Raw genomic sequence first — 18528 nt, 5'->3', positions numbered from 1 at the left:
GGAGGCGACGCGATGACCGACCGCGACGAGGAGCTGGGCCGCGCGCTGCGCGACCTGCCGGCACCCCCGCACCGCGAGGGCTTCCACGCCGAGCTGCGAGCGCGCCTCGAGGACGAGGTCGCGAGCCGCCGTACCGCCAAGCGCCGTGCCTGGCGCCCACGGCTGGTCCCTGCGCTGGCCGGCGCGACCGCCCTCGCCGCGACGATCGTGCTCGTCCTCGCGCTCCTCCCGGGCCGGGTCGACCGCGGCATCGTCAACGAGCCCGCGCAGGCGGCACAGGTCGTCGAACGCGCCCGCGCCGCGCTCGCCGGCGTGCGCTCGCTCCGCGCCACGCTCGTGGTCCGTCAGCGCCTGAACGAGCAGGAGCCGCTCACGACCGACCGCCTGCGCGTCGCGCTCACCGACCGCGGCGACCTGCGCGTGCTCGGCAGCGCCCAGGACGGCGACTTCTACTACTCCGCCCGCGACGCGCGCGAGGTCCAGCTCGAGCTGCCGTACGCGCCCGGCTCGTTCGTCACCCGCGGCGTCGCCCCGGGTGCGCCGGACGGCCTGATCGGCGACCGCCGGCTCGGCCTGCAGGCCGCCGCGATCACGCGTGCGCTGGCCGCGGCCCGCACCGGCACCGTGCGCGAGGAGACCGTGGACGGCCGCGCCGCGTACGTGCTCCGCGCCGACATCCCGGTCAACAAGCTCGGCTACAGCGGCGACCGGCTGGAGGTCGTCGTCGACCGTCAGACCGGCTTCCCGCTCTCCGTCCGCGAGACGCTCCAGGGCCGCCTCGTCCAGGGCTTCGAGCTCGACGACCTACGCCTGAACCCGTCGCTGCCCGCCTCGGCGTTCGCGCCCGACTACCCCGCCGATGCGACCGTCGTCGACGAGGGCTTCCGCACGGTGCCGTTCAGCGCCGCGCAGGCGCGCGTCGGCTACACGCCGATCGCCCCCCGCGCGCTGCCCGCGGGCTTCGGCCGCTCCGTCACGCGGGTCGCGACGACCACGCCCTCACCGACCGGCAACGAGGCGCTGAACCCGCCGTCGCGGGACGTCGTCAGCACGGCCTACCGCCGCGGCCTCGACACCGTCATCGTCAGCACGCGCCGCACCGGCGCCGACCCGGACGCGTGGGCCGACCCGATCGCGTCCGGCGAGGGCAACCTCGTCGAACCCGAACGGGTCCGCATCAACGGCGGCGCCCTGCGCGGCGCGACCGCCAACCTCGTCCTGGACCCGCGCGTGGAACCGCACGTCTACGTGGTCACCGACGAGCTCGTCGTGACGATCACCGGCCCCCTGACCCGGGAGGAGCTGCTCGCCGCCACGGCCTCGCTGGGCTGATCACGGCGCACCCAGCCACGTGAGCAGCTTGTCCTGCGCCGTGCGGTTCGCGAAGAAGTTCGTGTGCACGACGCCGGCGTCCTTGGCGAACACGTGCCGATCGGCGATGGGGAACGAGGCCGCGCCGTTGGCCGCGTAGACGCCGTCGGTCGGGACGACGAGGTCGTTGCCGAGCTGCTTGAAGATCGTGTCCATGACCGCGTCGGCGATGAAGCCGCGCAGCGCGGGGGACGTCGGCTCATAGTCCGCCGCGAGCGCGCAGTAGGTCGTGCCCTGGGGCTTGGGGCCGGCGTTCAGCCAGCGCTGGAACTCGCCGTCGGGGACCATCGAGCGCAGCCCGTCGAGCCCCTTCATCGCGCCGACGGCGACCATCTTGGCGACGGTCACGATGCCCTCGAGCACGTCGGTGACGCCGTTGTCGGGCACGAAGTTCAGGACGTTCGTGTACGTGTCGAGCAGGTCGCCGAGGTGGGCGCCGTCGGCCAGCGCGGTGCCTGCGTTCGGGGTGGCGACGAAGATCACGCGGCGCACGCGCAGCGAGCGCGAGCCCAGCGACAGCGCGCTCTGGCGCTCCGCGAGCGTGCGCGAGACGAGCCCGCCGCGCGAGTGGCAGACGATGTCGAGCTCGAGGTCGGTCGCGTCCGGGATCTGCCGCAGCAGCCACTCCACGTTCTGCTGCGGCGTGTGCGAGAGCGTGAAGTGGTCCAGCGCGAGCACGCGCCCGCCGTAGCTGCGGTACAGGTCCTCGAACGTCGCGCGTGAGAGCTGGCCGAAGCCCGAGTGCGAGCGGCTGAACGTGCCGTGGACGAGCAGGAGCGTCCGCTTGCCGGCAAGCTCGCGCCAGTCCTCGTCCCGCACGTCCCGGCCGCCCGGCGACGTGAAGTCGTCCGGCGTGCTGAACCGCAGCCGGTACGGGCGCTTGGCGGCCTCCCACTTGCCCGCGAAGTGGTCGGCGACGCGACCGATCGCGGGCTCGACGAGCGGGAACACGAGGACCTTGACGAGCTTGGAGGCGACCGCGCCGGCGAGCCCGCGCGTGGCCGCCTCGGCCGGCTCGGGCGCCACGACGACGCGACGCTCGATCCGGTACTCGCGGCGAGCATCGTCAACGTCGCGCGACGGCACCGCGAAGTGCCAGGTGAGGATCCCGCCCTCGTCCTTGGCGAGCACCAGCTGCCTCTCGCCCGGGCCGGGAGCAGCCGGGCGCAGCGCGATCGTGGGCGGCGCCGCGTCGAGCGACCGCGCAGCCGCGGGTGCGACGTCGCTGAGCTCGATCGCGGCCTGCACCTCCAGCCCCGCCGACCGCACGACGGACTCGAACGCGTCGGTCGTGAGGTCCACGGCGCGCGTCCGGCCGCCGCCGCCCGTGCCGACCGCGAGCGCGCCGCCGCGCAGCCCAGGCGTGACCAACGACACCCCGGCGACCTCGACCGGTGTCCCCGCCGGCCGCAGCGGCGACGCCGCCGTCCGCGGCCGCAGCCTCAGCGCGCGGGTGACCGTCGTCCAGTCCTCCCTCGGCTCGGGCGGCGCCGCGGCGAAGGGCAGGTCGCGCAGCGCCCGCGTGGCCGGCCGCACGCTCGGCTGCAGCAGCTCCGTGTAGTCGGCCGGGGAGGTCGTGACGAACAGCTTCACGATCTCGATGCCGCCCTCGGACGCGTCCGCGTCGCCGCCGAACGGGAAGGCATCGGGCATCTGCAGCGGCAACTCGGAGCCGGGCCGCGTGCCGACCTCGATCGCCGCACCCGGGACGAGCTCCTCCTTGCCGGCGTAGACCCCGTGCACGCTGACCGCGTACGCGAGCCCGAGGTCGAGCACCGCCGGATACAGCGACCGTGTCGAGCGGTTGGCGATCCGCAGGCCGAGCGGCTCACCGACCTCGAACACGACCTCGCCGCCGGCCTCCTCGGGCGTCGCCTCGACCCACGTGCCGTCGGCCGCGCGACGCAACAGCGTCAGGTCGACGTCGCCGTCGAGCTGCGTGCCCAGGTTCTCGATCGCGAGCGCCCGGCGGTAGCGCGCGACGGTCTCGAGGTCCTTCAGCACGGTGGCGAGCGTGTCGGGCGGTCGGGCCGGGAGCAGGAGCCGGCCGTCCGGCCCGAGCACCACCACCAGCCGACCGACGAGCGGACCGAGCTGGGGCGCGGGATCGTCCGCCGCGACCGTGGTGCGCGGACCGACGACGAGCACGCGCGCGTCCCCGCCGCCTCGCTCCAGCACGGGTGACGCGTCCACGAGCCCGGCGAGCGCCGGCAGCTCCGTCGGCACCTCGACCCGCAGCCGCGGCGCGTCCGGGGCGACGCGCTCGAGCACCGCCCGCGCCGGTGGAGCGAGCATCCCGCCCTGGTCCTCCTCGACGACGAGCGCCGTGGACGTCGTGACGCCGACGTCGTTCACCCGCAACCGGCCGACCGGCTGCGCGCCCGCGAACGCGCTCCACAGCGACCCGATCGCGACGCCCTGCGCGGCGCCCGCGTTGAGCGTCACCTGCGCGCCCGCACGGGAGAGGACGAGCACGGACGGGGCGGGCTCGGTGTCGCGGATCCCGAAGACCTCGCGGTCCACGGCGCCTTCGAGCTGCGGGTGCTGGCTCGGGAACGCGGCGGTCACGCCGAGCGCCGCGTGGTCGAACACGTCGCGGTACGTCGCGCCGGCCTGCGCGCGGGCGAGCGCCTGCGTGAGGAACCACGTGAGCGCGCCGTGCGTGCGCCCGTGCGGGGCGACGTGCTCGTGCGAGAGCTCCTCGTCGCGGCAGCCGGCCAGCAGCGTGTAGCGGCGCGACGGCGGGAGCCAGCCGCTCGGGCCCGCGCCGCGCGTCCCCGCCACCGCCCCGACGGGGGAGGGCGGAAGCGCCTCGACCGGCCGCCGGTCAGGCTCCAGCCGGCGCACGCCCGCGCCGGTCACGTCCCGCGTGACCGTGCCCGAGTGGCAGCAGTCGAAGATCAGCGTGACGAGCGGCGTCTTGGCCGTCAGCCGCGTGAGCAGCTCGTAGACCTCGTCGTCGGTGATGTCGCGGTTGGGTTCGGAGCCGCGCCCGGAGTCGGCCGGGACGATCGTCTCGTCCAGACCGTCGGGCTCGTCGCCCTCGCGGTCGGTCATCTGCGAGCCGTGCCCGCTGTAGTGCAGCACGACCACGTCGTCCGGCCCGGCGCGCTCCACGAGCGCGTTCCAGGCCGCCAGGATCCCGTCGCGGGACGCCTCGCCGTCGCGCAACAGCGTGATCCCCTCCTCGGTGAACCCGAACGCGTCCCGCAGCACCGCCGCCATCAGCTCCGCGTCGTTCACGCACCCCCGCAGCTGCTGGTGCGGCGCGAGCTTCGGGTACTCGTCGACACCCACCAACACCGCAAGACGCTGTCCCCTCATCGTTCCTCCTCGGCGTGAGACCTCTCAGCTGTGGAGGACCGCTCAGCCGCGATTGATACGACGAGTTGCTCAGTAGGAGCGGGGGAGCCCCAGCACCTTCGTCGCGACGAAGCTCGTGACGAGGTTGTTGTTGACCGGGGCGACCTGGTAGAGCCGGGTCTCGCGGAACTTGCGCTCGACGTCGTAGGCGTCGACGAAGCCGTTGCCGCCGTGCGTGTCCAGGCAGGCGTTGGCCGCCGCCCAGCTCGCCTCGGAGCTGAGCAGCTTGGCCATGTTGGCCTCGGCGCCGCACGGCTCGCCGGCGTCGAACAACCTTGCGGCCTCGTAGCGCATCAGGTCGGCGGCGCGCACGGCCATGTACGCGCGGGCGATCGGGAACTGCACGCCCTGGTTGGCGCCGATCGGACGGCCGAAGACCTCACGGGCGTTGGCGTAGGCGGTCGCGCGCTCCGTGAACCAGTAGCCGTCGCCGATCGCCTCGGCGGCGAGCAGGATGCGCTCGGCGTTCCAGCCGTCGAGCACGTAGCGGAACCCTTCGCCCGCGTTGCCGACCAGGCTGCTCGCCGGCACGCGCAGTCCCCGGTACTCCACCGCGTTGGTGGCGTAGTTGAACATCGTGCGCACGGGCGTGACCGCGAGCGCATCCGGCTGCTCGGCCCGCACCGCCCGTAGGTCGATCAGGAACAGGCTCAGGCCTTCCTCGGCACGGGCGAGCAGGAGCAGCAGGTCGGATTGCTCGATCCGGCTCGTCCAGTTCTTGTGGCCGTCGATGACGTACGCGTCACCCTCGCGGCGGGCGCTCGTGGTGATCGCGCGCGTGTCCGAGCCGGCCTCGGCCTCGGTGATCGAGAACGCCTGCAGGCGGAGCTCGCCGCGCGCGATCGCGGGCAGGTACGTGCGCTTCTGCTCCTCGCTGCCGTGCCGCAGCAGCGCGCCCATCGTGTACATCTGCGCGTGGCAGGCGGCGGAGTGCCCGCCGGAGCGGTTGATCTCCTCCATCACGACGCTCGCCTCGGTCAGGCCGAGCCCGAGGCCGCCGTACTCGGTGGGGATGAGCGCGGCGAGCAGGCGTGAGGCGGTGAGGGCGTCGACGAAGGCCTGCGGGTACTCGCGCGCCTGGTCGCGCTCACGCCAGTACGCGTCGGGGAAGCGCGCGCACAGCTCGCGGACCTGAAAGCGCAGCTCCGTCATGTGATCGTGGCGCGCGCGGTCTGGCGGCCGCCGCGGTCGTGGACGGCGAAGCCGCTCGCGTCGGCGCGCACGACGAGCCCCTGATGCTCGAACAGCGGCGCGAGCAGCCGGTACTCGATCTCGTGGCCGCCGACGTCGCGGGCGCGCGCGGCCTCGGCCATCGCGAGCGCCTGCAGCGGACCGTGCGTGACGAGGCCGGGATAGCCCTCCACCTCGCGCGCGTAGTCGCGGTCGTAGTGGATGCGGTGGCCGTTGTAGGTGAGCGCGGAGAAGCGGAACAGCAGGGGTGCGGTGACGTCGATGGACCAGTCGCCGTCACGCGGCTGCACGGCCTCGACCTCCTCGCGCGCCAGCGGCTCGCTCGGCGGGTCCCGGTACACGAGGTCCTGGCGCTCGTCGACGACCAGCTCGCCGCGCTGGAACACCTGCACGCCGACCGTCACGAACGTCAGGTGCCCGCTGCGACCCTGCTTGTCGACGGTGTCGAGCACCTGGCGCCGGCGCGTCGCGGGCTCGTCGAAGCGCAGCGGCGCGACCGAGCGCACGCGCCCGCCCGCCCACATCCGCCGGCGCCCCGGCTCCACACCCTCCGCCGGATGCCCGTCGGGGCCGAGCTCGGCCTGCGCGGGCCGGTCGAGCAGGTAGAGCCAGTGCCACAGCAACGGGAGCGTCTCGCGCGGCATCGGCACGCCGAGCAGCCCGGCGAGCGCCTCAGCGGGACCGCGCTGGATCAGCTCGTGCATGCGGACGCCCGATCGTACGCGACACAGTCACCCGCGGCGGGTGATGCGCCGTGCGCACGGTCGCGCCTACCGTCGCGCCCATGACCCGTCGCCCCGTGTGGATGTGGGCGAGCGCCCTGCTCGCCGTCGCCGTCGTCGCGCTGCTGGTGTGGGCGCTGAGCGTCCGCTCGGACCTCGACGACACCCAAGCCGAGCTCGACCAGGCCAACGCGCAGGTGGCGACGCTCGAGGCCGAGGAGGAGCCCGACACGACGATGCAGGCCGCGCTCGACGCCGCCTACGAGGAGCTGTCGACGCGGCTGGGGACCAAGGGCGAGGATCTCGAGGCCGCGATGGCCGCGGTCGAGGCGGCCAAGCGCACCGCCGACGCCGCCGTCGAGAAGGCGAACACGGCCAAGGAGGCCGCTGCGGGGCTCGACGGCGCCACCGAGCAGGCGCAGGCCACGGCCGACCAGGCGCGGGCCGAGGCGGAGGCCGCCAAAGCCAAGGGCGCCGTCGTCACCGACTGCGCGAAGGCCTCGTTCGCGGCGCTCGGCGAGCTGCTCGACGGCGGCTCGCTCACCGCCCAGCTGTCAACCCTTCGTGACACGCTCGAAGGCATCGCCGACGACTGCAAGACGGCCTTCGCGGAAAGCTGACAACAACCAACTATGCGGGCTAGTAGATCCCTGTAGGCTCCTGCTGACGGACCGTCACTGGTCCATTGCCGCACAACGAAGAGGGGGTACTTCTTTGTCCCGGAGTCGTCTGGCTCTGGCGGTCGCCTGCGCCGCCACGTTCGCCCTTGTCCCTGCAACCGCGTCCGCGACGGGTGGGGGGATCACCCCGCGCGACTACGGCGCGAAGCGCTTCGTCGAAGGCGTATCGGTCCCGAACATCAAGGAGCATCTGACCGCGCTGCAGCGGATCGCGACGCTCAACGACGACACGCGCGAGGTGTTCTCGCCCGGCTACCAGGAGTCGCTCGACTACGTCGTCAGCACCCTGCGTGAGGCGGGCTACCGACCGCAGGTCACGCAGTTCAACTATCCGACCTGGGGCGAGAGCCAGCCGGCCGTGCTCAACCAGGTCAAGCCGACGCCGAAGGTGTACCGGCCCGGCACCGCCGAGCAGTCGGACCTGCCGACGTCGGACTTCATCACGATGGCCAACTCGCCCACGACCGTGCTGACGAACGCGCCCGTGTTCCCGGTCGGCGGGATCCTCGATCCGCCCACCGGCGGCTCGGTCAGCGGCTGCGCGGCCGCGGACTACACCGGCGTCTCCGGCAAGATCGCGCTCGTCCAGCGCGGCACCTGCGCGTTCGTCGAGAAGTGGCAGCTCGCGCAGGCCGCGGGCGCGACCGGCGTGATCATCTACAACGAGGGCAACACGCCCGAGCGCCAGAACCCGATCTTCGTCGACAACCAGCCCGACCCGCCGGCGACGATCGCGGCCGTGATCTCCAGCTACGCGCTCGGCAACGAGCTGCTGCAGGCCTACAAGGCCGGCCAGAACCCGACCGTCGACTTCAAGGTCTACGGCACGTTCACCGACCGCTTCCTGCCGCAGGTGATCGCCGAGACGCGCGGCGGCGACGCCAACCACGTCGTGGTCGCGGGCGCGCACCTGGACTCGGTGCCCGAGGGCCCGGGCATCAACGACGACGGCTCCGGCACGTCGGCGCTGCTCGCGATGGCGCAGGAGCTCGCCAACGGCCGCTACGACCTGCGCAACAAGGTCCGCTTCATGTGGTTCGGCGCCGAGGAGAACGGCCTGGTCGGCTCCTCGTACTACGCCCGCACCCTCAGCCAGAAGGAGGCGGACAAGATCGACGTGATGCTCGACTACGACATGCTCGCGTCCGCCAACTACATCCGCGGCGTCTACGACGGTGACGGCGACGACACCGAGGGCGGCAGCGAGGCCTCCGAGTCCCCGGACTCCGGCAAGGTCGAGGCCGTGTTCGAGGACTGGTTCCGCTCGCAGGGCCAGCCGGTCGTCAAGGGTCCGTTCGACGGGCGCTCGGACTACGTCGGCTTCACGCTACGGGGCATCCCGTCCGGCGGCATCTACGCCGGCGCCGAGGGCGTCAAGACGCCCGACGAGGAGCGGATCTTCGGCGGTTCCGCGGGCTCGTGGTACGACCCGTGCTACCACCAGATCTGCGACAACCTGAGCACGGTGTTCACCGGCGTGATGCCGCTGAGCGCCGAGGGCCTCGCGCCCGAGGGCAGCGACGCGGACAAGCGCGCCGCGCGTCGCAAGATGTCCGGCGGGGCGCTCAAGAGCCTGAAGGAGCTGTCCGCCGCCGCGTCCTACGCCGTGTACTACTTCGGCGCCTCCAAGGACGCGTTCGGCACCAAGCCGGGTGGCCACAAGCCGCCCAAGTGGCCGCGTCGCGGCCCGCGCTGGCACGGCCACAACCACCGGGTCGGTCGCTAGCACCGGCTCACGTAAGTACGCACGATTCTGGCGGCCGCCGATCACCGCCTGGACCCACCCAGCGACCGGTCATGTGCCCCGGCACACTTCCGGTCACCGGGCGGTCCCAGCCGGCGCCGGCGGCCACCAGCGATCGCACGTACTTGCGTTCACCGGTGCTAGTCAGTAGGTCCTACGGATGAGCACCGGGCGCGCGCCCGTCATCGTCGCTTGACATGAAACGCGCGCCCGAGCTCACCCGACTCTCTCACGACCACCACCACGCCCTCGACGTCGCCCGCCGCCTGCGCCGGGCGCACCGCGACAGCCTCGAGGACGTGCTCGACCAGCTCCACGCCTTCCTGCGCACGCGCGGCGAGGAGCACTTCGAGGTCGAGGAGCGGCTGTTCACTCCGGGGCTCTGCGCCGGGGATCCGCGCTGGGAACCGGCCGTCGCGCGCATGCTCGCCGAGCACGCCGACCTCCGCGGACGCGCGACCACCGTGGCCGACGTCGCCGCCGCGCACGCGCTCGGCGACGCGCTGCACGACCACGTCCGCTTCGAGGAGCGCGAGCTCTTCCCGATCGTCGAGGTCACCTTGGCCCAGGCGGAGCTCGAGCGCCTGCAATCGGCCCTCACCGTCTGAACTCAAACGGGGCAGGCGTGGTCCGGGACCGCGTTGGACAGAGTGAGGCATGGCCCCAGTTGCAACCTTGTCGCGCGAGCGCGGCCGGGCAGAAGATGTCACGCCGCTGTTCGAGCGGTACCGGGCCGACGGTGATCCGGAGGCCCTGGAAGCGCTCGTCGCGCGTTTCCTTCCCTTGGCGCGCCATCTCGCGCGCCGTTATTCCTCAGGCTCTGAGCGTGAGGACGTCGAGCAGGTCGCCGCGGTCGGCCTGATGAAGGCGATCGAGCGCTTCGACCCGGGACGCGGGCTCGCGTTCACGTCGTTCGCGATGCCGACGATCCTCGGCGAGGTCAAGCGCTACTTCCGCGACCTGGGCTGGACGGTCCGGGTGCCGCGGTCCCTGCAGGAGCTCGCCCCGAAGGTCGAGCGCGCCACGGAGGAGCTGGCCTCGCAGACCGGGCACACCCCGAGCGCCCAGCAGGTCGCCGAGCGCCTGGACGTGAGCGTGGAGCAGGTGCTCGAGGCGCGCGCGACCGTCAGCGCCCACCGCGCCGACTCGCTCGACCGCCCCTGGTCCGACGAGGAAGAGGGCGTGACGCGCGGCGATCTCCTCGGCGGCTCCGACCCCGGCTACGCCCACGTCGAGCGCGTCGCGGACATCGACCGGATGCTGTCCCGCCTGCCCGAGCGTGAGGAGCGGATCGTGCGCCTGCGCTTCCAGGCCGACCTCACCCAGCGCGAGATCGCCGAGCAGGTCGGCCTCTCCCAGATGCACGTGTCCCGGCTGCTGCGCGAGGCGCTGACGACGCTCGCCGACGACGGTCAGGCGGCGAACCCCGACGACAACAACCACAGGCCCATGCACGTGAACACCACCATCAGACCGAGCATCGCGAGCTGGGAGCCGACCGCCGCGCGCGAGGAGCCGTAGACCTCGAGCGCGGCGAGCACTGCTGAGCGGGTTTTGGACGACTTGACGGGAGGGCAGGACGGGGTATAAGCACCGAGGCCCCGCTCGGGCGAGTTCATCCTCGGCTGCGCGATCCTGCTGATCGGGCTCGACCAGCCGCTGGTGCTGCTGCTCGTCATCTCGGCCTGCGTCGGCGTGCTCTCCATCATCACCCTGATCGACGAGGGCGGCCAGCTCTTCGAGTGACCGCGCGTTAGCGTCCTGGCCGTGATCGCCGGCCTGGACCCGACCCTGCTGCTGTGGCTGAACCTCGTCGGCACGTTCGTGTTCGGCCTCAGCGGCGGGCTCGCCGCCGTCCGCGCCCAGCTCGACGTGTTCGGCGTGGTCGTGCTGTCCGCGGTCGTCGGCCTCGCGGGCGGCATCGTCCGCGACCTGCTGATCGGCGTGCCGCCCGAGACGTTCCGCGACTGGCGCTACCTGGCGGCCGCCGGCGCGGCCGGCGTGGTCTGCTTCTTCGCCGGCCCGGCGCTGGACCGCTTCCAGCGCGGCGTGCAGGTCTTCGACGCGGTCGGGCTCGGCCTGTTCTGCGTCAGCGGCGCGAGCAAGGCCCTGGACTTCGGGCTCGGCCCCGCGCAGGCCGTGATCCTCGGCGCGATCACCGGCATCGGTGGCGGCATGCTGCGCGACGTCCTGCTCCGCGAGATCCCGACCGTCCTCCGCCAGGAGCTCTACGCCATCCCGGCGGCCGTCGGCGCCGCGGTCGCCGTGCTCGGGCGTGAGGCCGGCAGCCTCAGCCCGGTGTTCCCGCTCCTGGGCGCCGCGCTGTGCTTCGCGGTGCGGATGTTCGGCGTGCGCTACGGGATCGACGCGCCGCGCGAGCCGCCGCGGCGGCGTTCGTCGGACTAGTCGCGGGGTAGGACCGCCTCAGCGACGAAGGGAGAGCGTCCGATGCGAGCTCGTTGGATCACGGCCGCGGCGTGTGCCGCGGCGACGTTGGCGTCCGCTGCCCCGGCGGCGGCGAACACCCGCTGCGTGCGGGAGGCGGGGGACACGACGCTGGACGTGCGCTTCGGCGGCACGAGCTACCCCGTCCTGGTCTACGTGCCCGAGGGCGCGCGGCGCGGCGCGCCGCTGCCGCTCGTGCTCAACCTCCACGGCAGCTCGGCCAACGGGCCCGTGCAGATAGAGGTCAGCGGCCTGCGGCCCGTCGCCGACGACGAGGGCTTCCTCGTGGCCGCGCCGAGCGGCGCGCTCCCGCTCGCGCCCCAGAACCCGCCGGACCCGAACGGCAGCTGGGCGTGGAACGTGCCCGGTGTCCCGACCACGGCCGGTGAGCTGCCGCCGCCGACCGCGCGGGACGACATCGCCTTCCTGAGCCGCGTGATCGACGTCGTCAACCAGCGGCTGTGCGGCGACCCACGGCGCGTCTACGCCACCGGGCACTCCGGCGGCGGGCGGATGACGTCGGCGCTGGGCTGCCGGCTCGCCGGCAAGCTCGCGGCGATCGCGCCGAACGCCGGTCTGCGCGCCGGCCGGCCGGACCCCGACGACCCGACGGTGCCCGAGGTCGAGGACTGCGAGCCCGAGCGGCCGCTCCCCGTCCTCACCTTCCACGGCCAGCAGGACACGACGAACCCGTACACGGGCAACGGCGACCTGCGCTGGGGCTACACCGTGCCAGTCGCGCTGCAGACGTGGGCGCGGCTCGACGGCTGCCGGCGCGGCCCCAACGCCACGCCGGTCAGCGCCAACGTCACCCGCCTCGCCTACGCGCAGTGCCGTGACGGCGTGTCCGTCGAGCTCTACCGGGTCGCCAACGGCGGGCACACATGGCCCGGCTCCAACGGCCCGCCGCACGGCGGCGGGCTCGTCACCCGCGAGATCGACGCCTCGCGGATCATGTGGGACTTCTTCGAGCGCTATCGCCTGCGCCGGTGAGTGCCGGCGCGGCGTCGAAGATGTCCACCGCCAGCGCGCCCACGATCGTCTGCAGCCACGCGCGTTCGTCAGGGTCACCCGTGCCGACCCGGCGGCGCGCGTAGGCCGTGACGTCGTCGCGTGAGCCCGCGATCAGCAGCGGGCCGGTCACCGCGTAGCGGCCGTCCTCGAGCGCGACCAGCGCACCCGGCTGGTCGCGGCGGGCGCGGAGCTTCGCGACGACCGCCTGGCCGAGGATCTCGGTCGGGTCGTCGAACCCGCCGTCCATGGCGTCGTCGTCGCCCGGACGGATGGTGAAGATCGGCGCGCCGCCGCGCAGCTTGCGGCGGGGGCGGGGCGGCGCGTGCATCGGGCCGTGGCGCCAGCGGTCCTGGAGCGCCTCGACTTCGCGCGCGACCTCCTGCCGGGCGAGAATGTGCAGCCGGTCACCCGAGCGGATGCGCGTGGAGCCACGCGGGGCGACGACCTCGTCGCCGCGGACGATCGCGGTGACCAGCGCGTCGCGGGGGAGGTCGAGCTCGCGCACGAGCGCGCCGACGACCGCGTAGTGCGGCTTGACCGGGTACTCGACGGTGTCCGCGCCGAGCCGGCGGATGGCGCCCACCTCGATGATCGAGATCGCTTCTTCGGCCTCCTCCATGTGGTCGCGCTCGTCCGAGTCGGGAGCGAACCAGCGCCGCGGGAGCCAGCTCGCCAGCACGTGGGAGCGGGCGGAGGCGAGCGGCGAGATGATCGAGAGCGCGAGCACGAACAGCGCCGCGAACGCCGCGACCTTGCTGTTGAGCCCGGCGGCGATCGCGAGCGAGGCGAGGATCAGCTCGAACTCGCCGCGGCTGACGAGCATCAGCGCCGTGTTGGACGCCGCGAGCCGCCCGTAGCCGTAGATGCGCGCGGCGACGATGCCCGCGACGATGTTCATCGCCAAGGTGAGCACCACCGCGGCGGCCACGGCACCGGCGATCTCACCCAGCGCGCTCGGCGCGATCGTCGTGCCGAACCAGAAGAAGAAGATCGCCGCGAAGACGTCGCGGATCGGCACCAGCAGCTTCTCGACCCGGTGGCCGAGCCCGGTTCCCGCGACGACCATGCCCGCGAGCAGCGCGCCGACCGCGTCCGACGCGCCGGCGAAGTGCGCGAACCCGGCGACGAACACGCCGAAGCCCATCGCGAGGATCACCGACAGCTCGGCGTCACCGGCACTGAAGAACGGGCGCACCAGCTTCCCGCCCCAGCGCGCCAGGGAGAACAGGCCGATCAGGAACGAGAACGCGATCAGCACCGAGACGACGATCTCGCCCGCGCCCTCCGAGCCGCCGAGGATCGGCTGCAGCAGCGCGAGGTAGAACGCGAGGAACACGTCCTCGACGACGATGATGCCGAGGATCATCCCCGACTCCGGCCGCTTGATCCGGCGCAGGTCGACCATCAGCTTCGTCACGATGGCCGTGGAGGAGGTGCCGATCATGCCCGCCAGGACGAAGATCTCGCGCGTGCCCCAGCCGACCGCCCAGCCGAAGATCAGGCCGGCGCCGAACAGCAGGCCGATGTACGAACCGCCGGCCCACAACAGCTTGCGGCCGCCCTGCAGCAGCTGGTCGACCGAGAACTCGATCCCGAGGTGGAACAGCAGCAGGACGAGCCCGAGCGTCGCCAGCAGCTCGAGCTCGTGTGGATCTTCGAGCAGCACGACGCCGGGCGTCTCCGGCCCGAAGATGATGCCCGCGACGATGAAGAACGGGATGGTCGGCAGGCCGATGCGGCGACCGAAGCGGGCGAACAGCCCGGCGACGATCAACGCTCCGCCGAGGACGGCGAGCTCGTTGTCCATCCGCGTCAGCCGCTCGGTGCGATGAGCACGGGCTGGGCCGCGCGCCGCAGCAGCCCGCGGTCGAACGAGGAGCGCGTGACCGGCTCGGCTTCAGGGTCCGCCGCCGGCCCGATCACCAGCACCGGGCAGGGCGCCCGCTTGGTCACGTAGCGCGCGACGCTGGGCCACCGCTTCCCGCGCGTGCCGAGCACGATCAGCGAGGCTTTCCGCTTACGGGCGAGCTCCAGCAGCCCGGGCCCGGTTGGACCGTGCGCGACCACCCGTTCGGTCTCGGGGTCGGCGACGAACGCCGGGATCGTCGAGTCCAGCAGGCTGTTGGCGACGTGCGCCATCAGCACGGGCGCACCCGTCGCCTTCGCCGCGTCCAGCACCTTCGTGCCCGTCTCGGTGCGATCGACCGCGCACAGAACCAGTCCGTTCTCCATGCGTCCCCATGCTCACGGACAACGCATCCGCTCTCCATGGGGAGTAACCACCAACCTAAAGTGCCAGGCACTTTAGGTTCGGCGGCGGGCCCGGAGCACGTCGTCGTGCGTCCACGGCGAGCCGGCGGGCGTCGGGCGCACGCGCGGGCGCTGCTCGTGCACCAGGACCTCCCAGCGGTCGTCGAGCGCGGCGGCGACCGTGTCCGGCAGCACGTAGTCGGCGGGGTCGAAGCCGCGGGAGCGGGCGAACTCCGGGTTCGGCGGGCCGTGACCGACCACGAGCAGCGTCCCGCCGACGGCCACGAGGCCCAGCAGCGCCGCGAGCTCCGGCTCGCCCGGGGAGCGCTTGATCGCCGGGTAGTGCGCGGCGACCAGGTCGAACGTGCCCGACGCGTCCGCGACACCAGCGGCGATCCAGTCGACTTGGACGCCCGCGGCGCGAGCCGCCTCGGCCGCGCGGGCCAGCGCCACGGTCGACACGTCGAGCCCGGTGGTCTCCCAGCCGGCCCGCGCCAGCCAGATCGCGTCCGCGCCCTCACCGCAGCCGACGTCGATCGCACGGCCGGGCGTGAGCCCCGAGACCTCGACCGGCAGCGGCCCGTTCACGTTCCCGCTGAAGAGCCCGTGCTCCTGGCTCGCGTACCGGGCTTCCCACTCGGCGACATCGTTGTCCATGTCGTCCACCGTGGCACCGACTCACCCCGACGGCAAGAGCACTTGCCGTCGGGGCAAATCAGGTCGAGCGACCTACGGCTGCGTCGTCGACAGCGTGAAGGTGACCGTCTTGCTGTACGAGCCCGTGCGGAGCGGGTCGTTGGCCTTCACGAGCTGCTTGAACGTGATGCCGACCTTCTCGTTGGAGGTCGGGCCGGTCCACGACGACTTCGCCAGCTCGATGCGGAGCGGCTCGGCGAGCGTGAACGCGCCGTTGGCCAGGTGGCCGGGATCGCTGTGCGAGAGCGTCGCGTCACCCGCGGTGGAGATGACCGTCGCCTCGGTGGTCGCCGTGTACTCGCGCGCCACACCCGGGACGAACGAGCCGAGCGACGGGATCGTGCCCAGCGACAGCGAGAGCGTCGCCGGAACGGTGCCCGACGGCGTGGTCTCGCCGCCGACCGAGGACGCCAGCGCGCAGCCGCTGTAGCTGCTGCCGAGCTTGTTCGCCGCGCCGAAGTCCTTCACGGCGGCGCTGTTGCCCGCGCACACCAGCGCGCCCTTGATCGTGCTGCCGGCCAGGATCGGGCCGTACGCGCCCGCCAGGCGGGAGTAGCGCTCGTTGGCCGTGACCTGCGTGTTGCCGCTCAGCGTCAGGCCGCCGTTGAACGTCGAGCCCGCGATCGTGACGTCCTTGGTCGAGTTCTCGACCTTGGCCGCGCCGCCCACGGTGGAGCCGATGACCTGGACGGCCTCGGCACCGGTCGCGCTCAGCGAGCCGACGGTCGAGTTCCGGACCAGCACCGAAGCGCCGGCCGCGACCGTCACCGCGCCGCTGACCGTGGCCCCGCTCACGCACGTCACGCCGCTGGTCACGTTGACCGCCGACTGCGTGCCCGTCACGGTCGTGCCGCACGTCAGCGCCGCGCCCGGAAGCGCCGTTGCCTTGTAGGACTCCGGGATCGAGTAGTTGCCGGCCGGGTCGATCGCGCGGTGCTCGACCGTGTGCGTGCCGAAGCCGGGGATGAACCCGCCGCCCGGATGCGTGTCGGGCAGGGTCTGCTCGAAGCCGGCCTTGGAGACGCCGCCGGTGCCGAGGTTGCCGTAGGTGAGCGCCTTCACGACCTGGCCGGAGTGGCGGAACTCGTACGGCGACTGCGGCATCGGCTTCTCCGGGAAGCCGAAGTAGTTGAACCAGCCGTCGCCGTCGAGGCGCAGCTGGCCGACGACGGCCGGCGTGCCCTCGTAGCCGGTGGTGTCGTCCTTCGGGTCCAGGAGCATGTCCCAGCCGTCGAAGTAGATGCCCTGGCCCGCGGCCGTCGTGGAGGTCGTGAGCGGAGTGGCCAGCGTGCGGTGGGCGGTCGGGTCGACGTTGTCGATCTTCCACTCGACCGAGTCCGACGCGGCGCCGTCGGTGACCGTGGCCACCAGCGTGTGCGTGCCGACCGGCAGGTCCAGCGTGCCGAGGTCCAGCGTGCGGCTGTTGCCCGGGTTCGGCAGCGCGGCGCCGTTGAGCGTCCACGTCACCGGCAGGACCTTGTCGAGCGGGTGGTTCGTGTTGACGAACACGACCTCGTCCTGGGCGACGGGACGCGTGTTGACGGAGTGCCGGACGATGTCGGCCGCGGCCGCTCCCGGCGTGACCGTCGTGTCGCCGACCGTCCACGTGCGCGTCTGCACGAAGCGCGAGCCGTTGAAGCCCGAGTCGGTCGAGCTGTTGTTCGTCGACGGGTTGCGGACCCAGTCCTCGCCGTCCGGGCCGATCGGGTCACGGACCTCGGCGTGCACGACCGTGCCCGCGGGGAGGTTCAGCGGCTCCAGGTCCAGATTGCGGCCGGTGCCGACGACCGGGCCGGTCGCGCCGCCGGTGCGCCAGGTGACCTTGACGTCGTGGAAGCGCGGGTTGCCCGGCTCGACCCACAGGACCTGGTCCTTGGCGACCGCGCCGACCGCGGTGTTCTGCACGTTCATCTGGCCCGAGTTGCGCATGCCGGTGATGCGGGCGACCATGTGCTCGAGGCCGACCTGGTCCCAGTCGAAGCCGATCCAGCGCATGATCGAGTGCGAGGACGGGCGCTTCTGGCCGCACGGGTACGTGCCGCCACCCTCGTGGGCGCCGATCTTGCCGCCGGAGAGGCTGTCCTCGCCGATCCAGCGCCACCACTTGGCTTGGCGCGTGAGCAGCTCGGCCGCGCTGTAGATCGAGTGGTGGAAGGAGCCGACCTCGTTGCCGGTGTAGCAGTTGCGGACCACGTCACGCGACTGGTACGGGTACTCGTCGGCCATCGTGCCGAGCGAGTGGCCGAGCTCGTGCAGCGAGATCAGCGGACCCTGCGGCGAGCCGCCGGACGTCGTCGCCTGGACGCCGCCGATGCCGCCGTAGGTGAAGGTGTTGAAGATCGCGAGCGTCTGCAGGTTCTGCGCGGTGCGCGGGATCCCGAGCACCGGCGAGACGTAGTTGGTCACGATCCGCGCGTGTGCCTCGTCGCCCGTCTCGCACGGGTTGACGCCCTCGGGGTAGTAGGCCGCGTAGTTGGCGCAGTTCGGCGCGCGGTCGCGCGCGTAGACGGTGCCGCGCGCCAGCGGGTCGCTGCAGCCGCCGTCGTAGACCATCTTCAGCGCGGTCTGCTTGGTGTTGATCGGGCCTTCACGCTCGCCCGTGTCGCGGATCGTGCCGTCCGCGTGCCGCTTGCGGCCGTCGGGGTCGCAGCGCACGCCATAGTCGACCGACGCGATCTCGACCGCGTAGATGTTGATGTAGTTGCGGTAGGACCGGAACGGCTCCGTCGCCCACATCACCGACAGGTTGCGGTCGACGTCGCGGCGGAAGATCTCCTGCTGGTCCTTCTGGTAGCCGTCGCCCATCACGATGATGTTCAACCGCTCCGTGGGCGGCCCGGTCACCTGGATCGGGACGACCTTCGGCTCCGGGAGCCGTTCCTGCGCGTTCGCGACCCCCGCGAACGCCAACAGCATGGCTACGGCCGCGACCGCGACCCCGACGCACCTGCTCATTCCCAACCCCTCTTCCTCGGTGACACCCTCTCATGCGACGCTAACCGCGCACACCGGCGGCTCGCATCGAACAAACGACGGAATCCGGTGTGCAGCT

The 18528-nt window shown here is 72.6% G+C and carries 14 protein-coding genes; 7 read left to right on the top strand and 7 right to left on the bottom strand.

The genetic code is table 11. From position 1 onward, the window contains the following. Positions 1-12: 12 nt before the first annotated feature. Complete coding sequence (locus OJ997_RS16470) at positions 13-1332, top strand: LolA family protein (protein ID WP_270026260.1); 1320 nt, start codon at positions 13-15, stop codon at positions 1330-1332. Here the strand turns inward: OJ997_RS16470 and OJ997_RS16465 are convergent, their stop codons facing one another. The 3 genes from OJ997_RS16465 to OJ997_RS16455 form a co-directional block, all read right to left on the bottom strand. Then, positions 1333-4674 (bottom strand): DUF7379 domain-containing protein, encoded by a 3342-nt coding sequence (locus tag OJ997_RS16465; RefSeq protein ID WP_270026259.1) that lies wholly within the window; start codon positions 4672-4674, stop codon positions 1333-1335. A gap of 90 nt (positions 4675-4764) precedes the next feature. After that, positions 4765-5886 (bottom strand): acyl-CoA dehydrogenase family protein, encoded by a 1122-nt coding sequence (locus OJ997_RS16460; RefSeq protein ID WP_270026258.1) that lies wholly within the window; start codon positions 5884-5886, stop codon positions 4765-4767. After that, on the bottom strand, positions 5883-6629 hold the full coding sequence (locus OJ997_RS16455) for an FAS1-like dehydratase domain-containing protein (RefSeq protein ID WP_270026257.1): 747 nt from the start codon (positions 6627-6629) through the stop codon (positions 5883-5885). Before OJ997_RS16455 ends, OJ997_RS16460 begins: the two co-directional genes overlap by 4 nt. Positions 6630-6709: 80 nt before the next feature. Here OJ997_RS16455 and OJ997_RS16450 point away from each other — a divergent pair, with 80 nt between their 5' ends. The 6 genes from OJ997_RS16450 (at position 6710) to OJ997_RS16425 (ending at position 12509) form a co-directional block, all read left to right on the top strand. After that, complete coding sequence (locus OJ997_RS16450) at positions 6710-7267, top strand: hypothetical protein (RefSeq protein ID WP_270026256.1); 558 nt, start codon at positions 6710-6712, stop codon at positions 7265-7267. Between the two features lie 94 nt (positions 7268-7361). Then, a complete protein-coding gene (locus OJ997_RS16445) occupies positions 7362-9053 on the top strand; it encodes a M28 family metallopeptidase (protein ID WP_270026255.1) in 1692 nt (563 codons plus the stop codon). Between the two features lie 215 nt (positions 9054-9268). Beyond that, entirely contained in the window at positions 9269-9679 is a 411-nt protein-coding gene (locus tag OJ997_RS16440) for a hemerythrin domain-containing protein (protein WP_270026254.1), read from the top strand. Between the two features lie 49 nt (positions 9680-9728). After that, entirely contained in the window at positions 9729-10592 is an 864-nt protein-coding gene (locus OJ997_RS16435) for a SigB/SigF/SigG family RNA polymerase sigma factor (RefSeq protein ID WP_270026253.1), read from the top strand. Between the two features lie 246 nt (positions 10593-10838). Continuing rightward, complete coding sequence (locus tag OJ997_RS16430; protein ID WP_270026252.1) at positions 10839-11477, top strand: trimeric intracellular cation channel family protein; 639 nt, start codon at positions 10839-10841, stop codon at positions 11475-11477. A gap of 42 nt (positions 11478-11519) precedes the next feature. Then, complete coding sequence (locus OJ997_RS16425) at positions 11520-12509, top strand: CE1 family esterase (protein ID WP_270026251.1); 990 nt, start codon at positions 11520-11522, stop codon at positions 12507-12509. On the opposite strand, the gene OJ997_RS16420 is transcribed toward OJ997_RS16425, so the two are convergent. From OJ997_RS16420 to OJ997_RS16405, 4 genes are all read right to left on the bottom strand, one after another. Next, positions 12469-14337, bottom strand: a complete 1869-nt coding sequence (locus OJ997_RS16420) for a cation:proton antiporter (protein WP_270026250.1) — start codon at positions 14335-14337, stop codon at positions 12469-12471. The two genes, OJ997_RS16425 and OJ997_RS16420, sit on opposite strands and share 41 nt — an antisense overlap. A 5-nt stretch (positions 14338-14342) precedes the next feature. Next, positions 14343-14762 (bottom strand): universal stress protein, encoded by a 420-nt coding sequence (locus OJ997_RS16415; protein WP_270026249.1) that lies wholly within the window; start codon positions 14760-14762, stop codon positions 14343-14345. A 72-nt stretch (positions 14763-14834) separates the two neighbouring features. Next, positions 14835-15437, bottom strand: coding sequence for a class I SAM-dependent methyltransferase (locus OJ997_RS16410; protein ID WP_270026248.1), 603 nt, complete (start codon positions 15435-15437; stop codon positions 14835-14837). A 72-nt stretch (positions 15438-15509) separates the two neighbouring features. Next, entirely contained in the window at positions 15510-18431 is a 2922-nt protein-coding gene (locus OJ997_RS16405; protein WP_270026247.1) for a M64 family metallopeptidase, read from the bottom strand. Between the last annotated feature and the right edge of the window lie 97 nt (positions 18432-18528).

Source organism: Solirubrobacter phytolaccae, from assembly GCF_027587195.1.
Taxonomy (GTDB): Bacteria; Actinomycetota; Thermoleophilia; order Solirubrobacterales; family Solirubrobacteraceae; genus Solirubrobacter; species Solirubrobacter phytolaccae.
The sequence above is the reverse complement of the archived record's forward strand: the minus strand, read 5'-3'. Positions and strand labels throughout refer to the sequence as shown.

Excerpts from the sequence above, each read along its gene's own strand:
- OJ997_RS16470 (WP_270026260.1), top strand. The coding sequence starts at position 13 with ATGACCGACCGCGACGAGGAGCTGGGCCGCGCGCTGCGCGACCTGCCG.
- OJ997_RS16460 (WP_270026258.1), bottom strand. The coding sequence starts at position 5,886 with ATGACGGAGCTGCGCTTTCAGGTCCGCGAGCTGTGCGCGCGCTTCCCC.
- OJ997_RS16455 (WP_270026257.1), bottom strand. The coding sequence starts at position 6,629 with ATGCACGAGCTGATCCAGCGCGGTCCCGCTGAGGCGCTCGCCGGGCTG.
- OJ997_RS16450 (WP_270026256.1), top strand. The coding sequence starts at position 6,710 with ATGACCCGTCGCCCCGTGTGGATGTGGGCGAGCGCCCTGCTCGCCGTC.
- OJ997_RS16440 (WP_270026254.1), top strand. The coding sequence starts at position 9,269 with ATGAAACGCGCGCCCGAGCTCACCCGACTCTCTCACGACCACCACCAC.
- OJ997_RS16435 (WP_270026253.1), top strand. The coding sequence starts at position 9,729 with ATGGCCCCAGTTGCAACCTTGTCGCGCGAGCGCGGCCGGGCAGAAGAT.
- OJ997_RS16425 (WP_270026251.1), top strand. The coding sequence starts at position 11,520 with ATGCGAGCTCGTTGGATCACGGCCGCGGCGTGTGCCGCGGCGACGTTG.
- OJ997_RS16420 (WP_270026250.1), bottom strand. The coding sequence starts at position 14,337 with ATGGACAACGAGCTCGCCGTCCTCGGCGGAGCGTTGATCGTCGCCGGG.
- OJ997_RS16415 (WP_270026249.1), bottom strand. The coding sequence starts at position 14,762 with ATGGAGAACGGACTGGTTCTGTGCGCGGTCGATCGCACCGAGACGGGC.
- OJ997_RS16410 (WP_270026248.1), bottom strand. The coding sequence starts at position 15,437 with ATGGACAACGATGTCGCCGAGTGGGAAGCCCGGTACGCGAGCCAGGAG.
- OJ997_RS16405 (WP_270026247.1), bottom strand. The coding sequence starts at position 18,431 with ATGAGCAGGTGCGTCGGGGTCGCGGTCGCGGCCGTAGCCATGCTGTTG.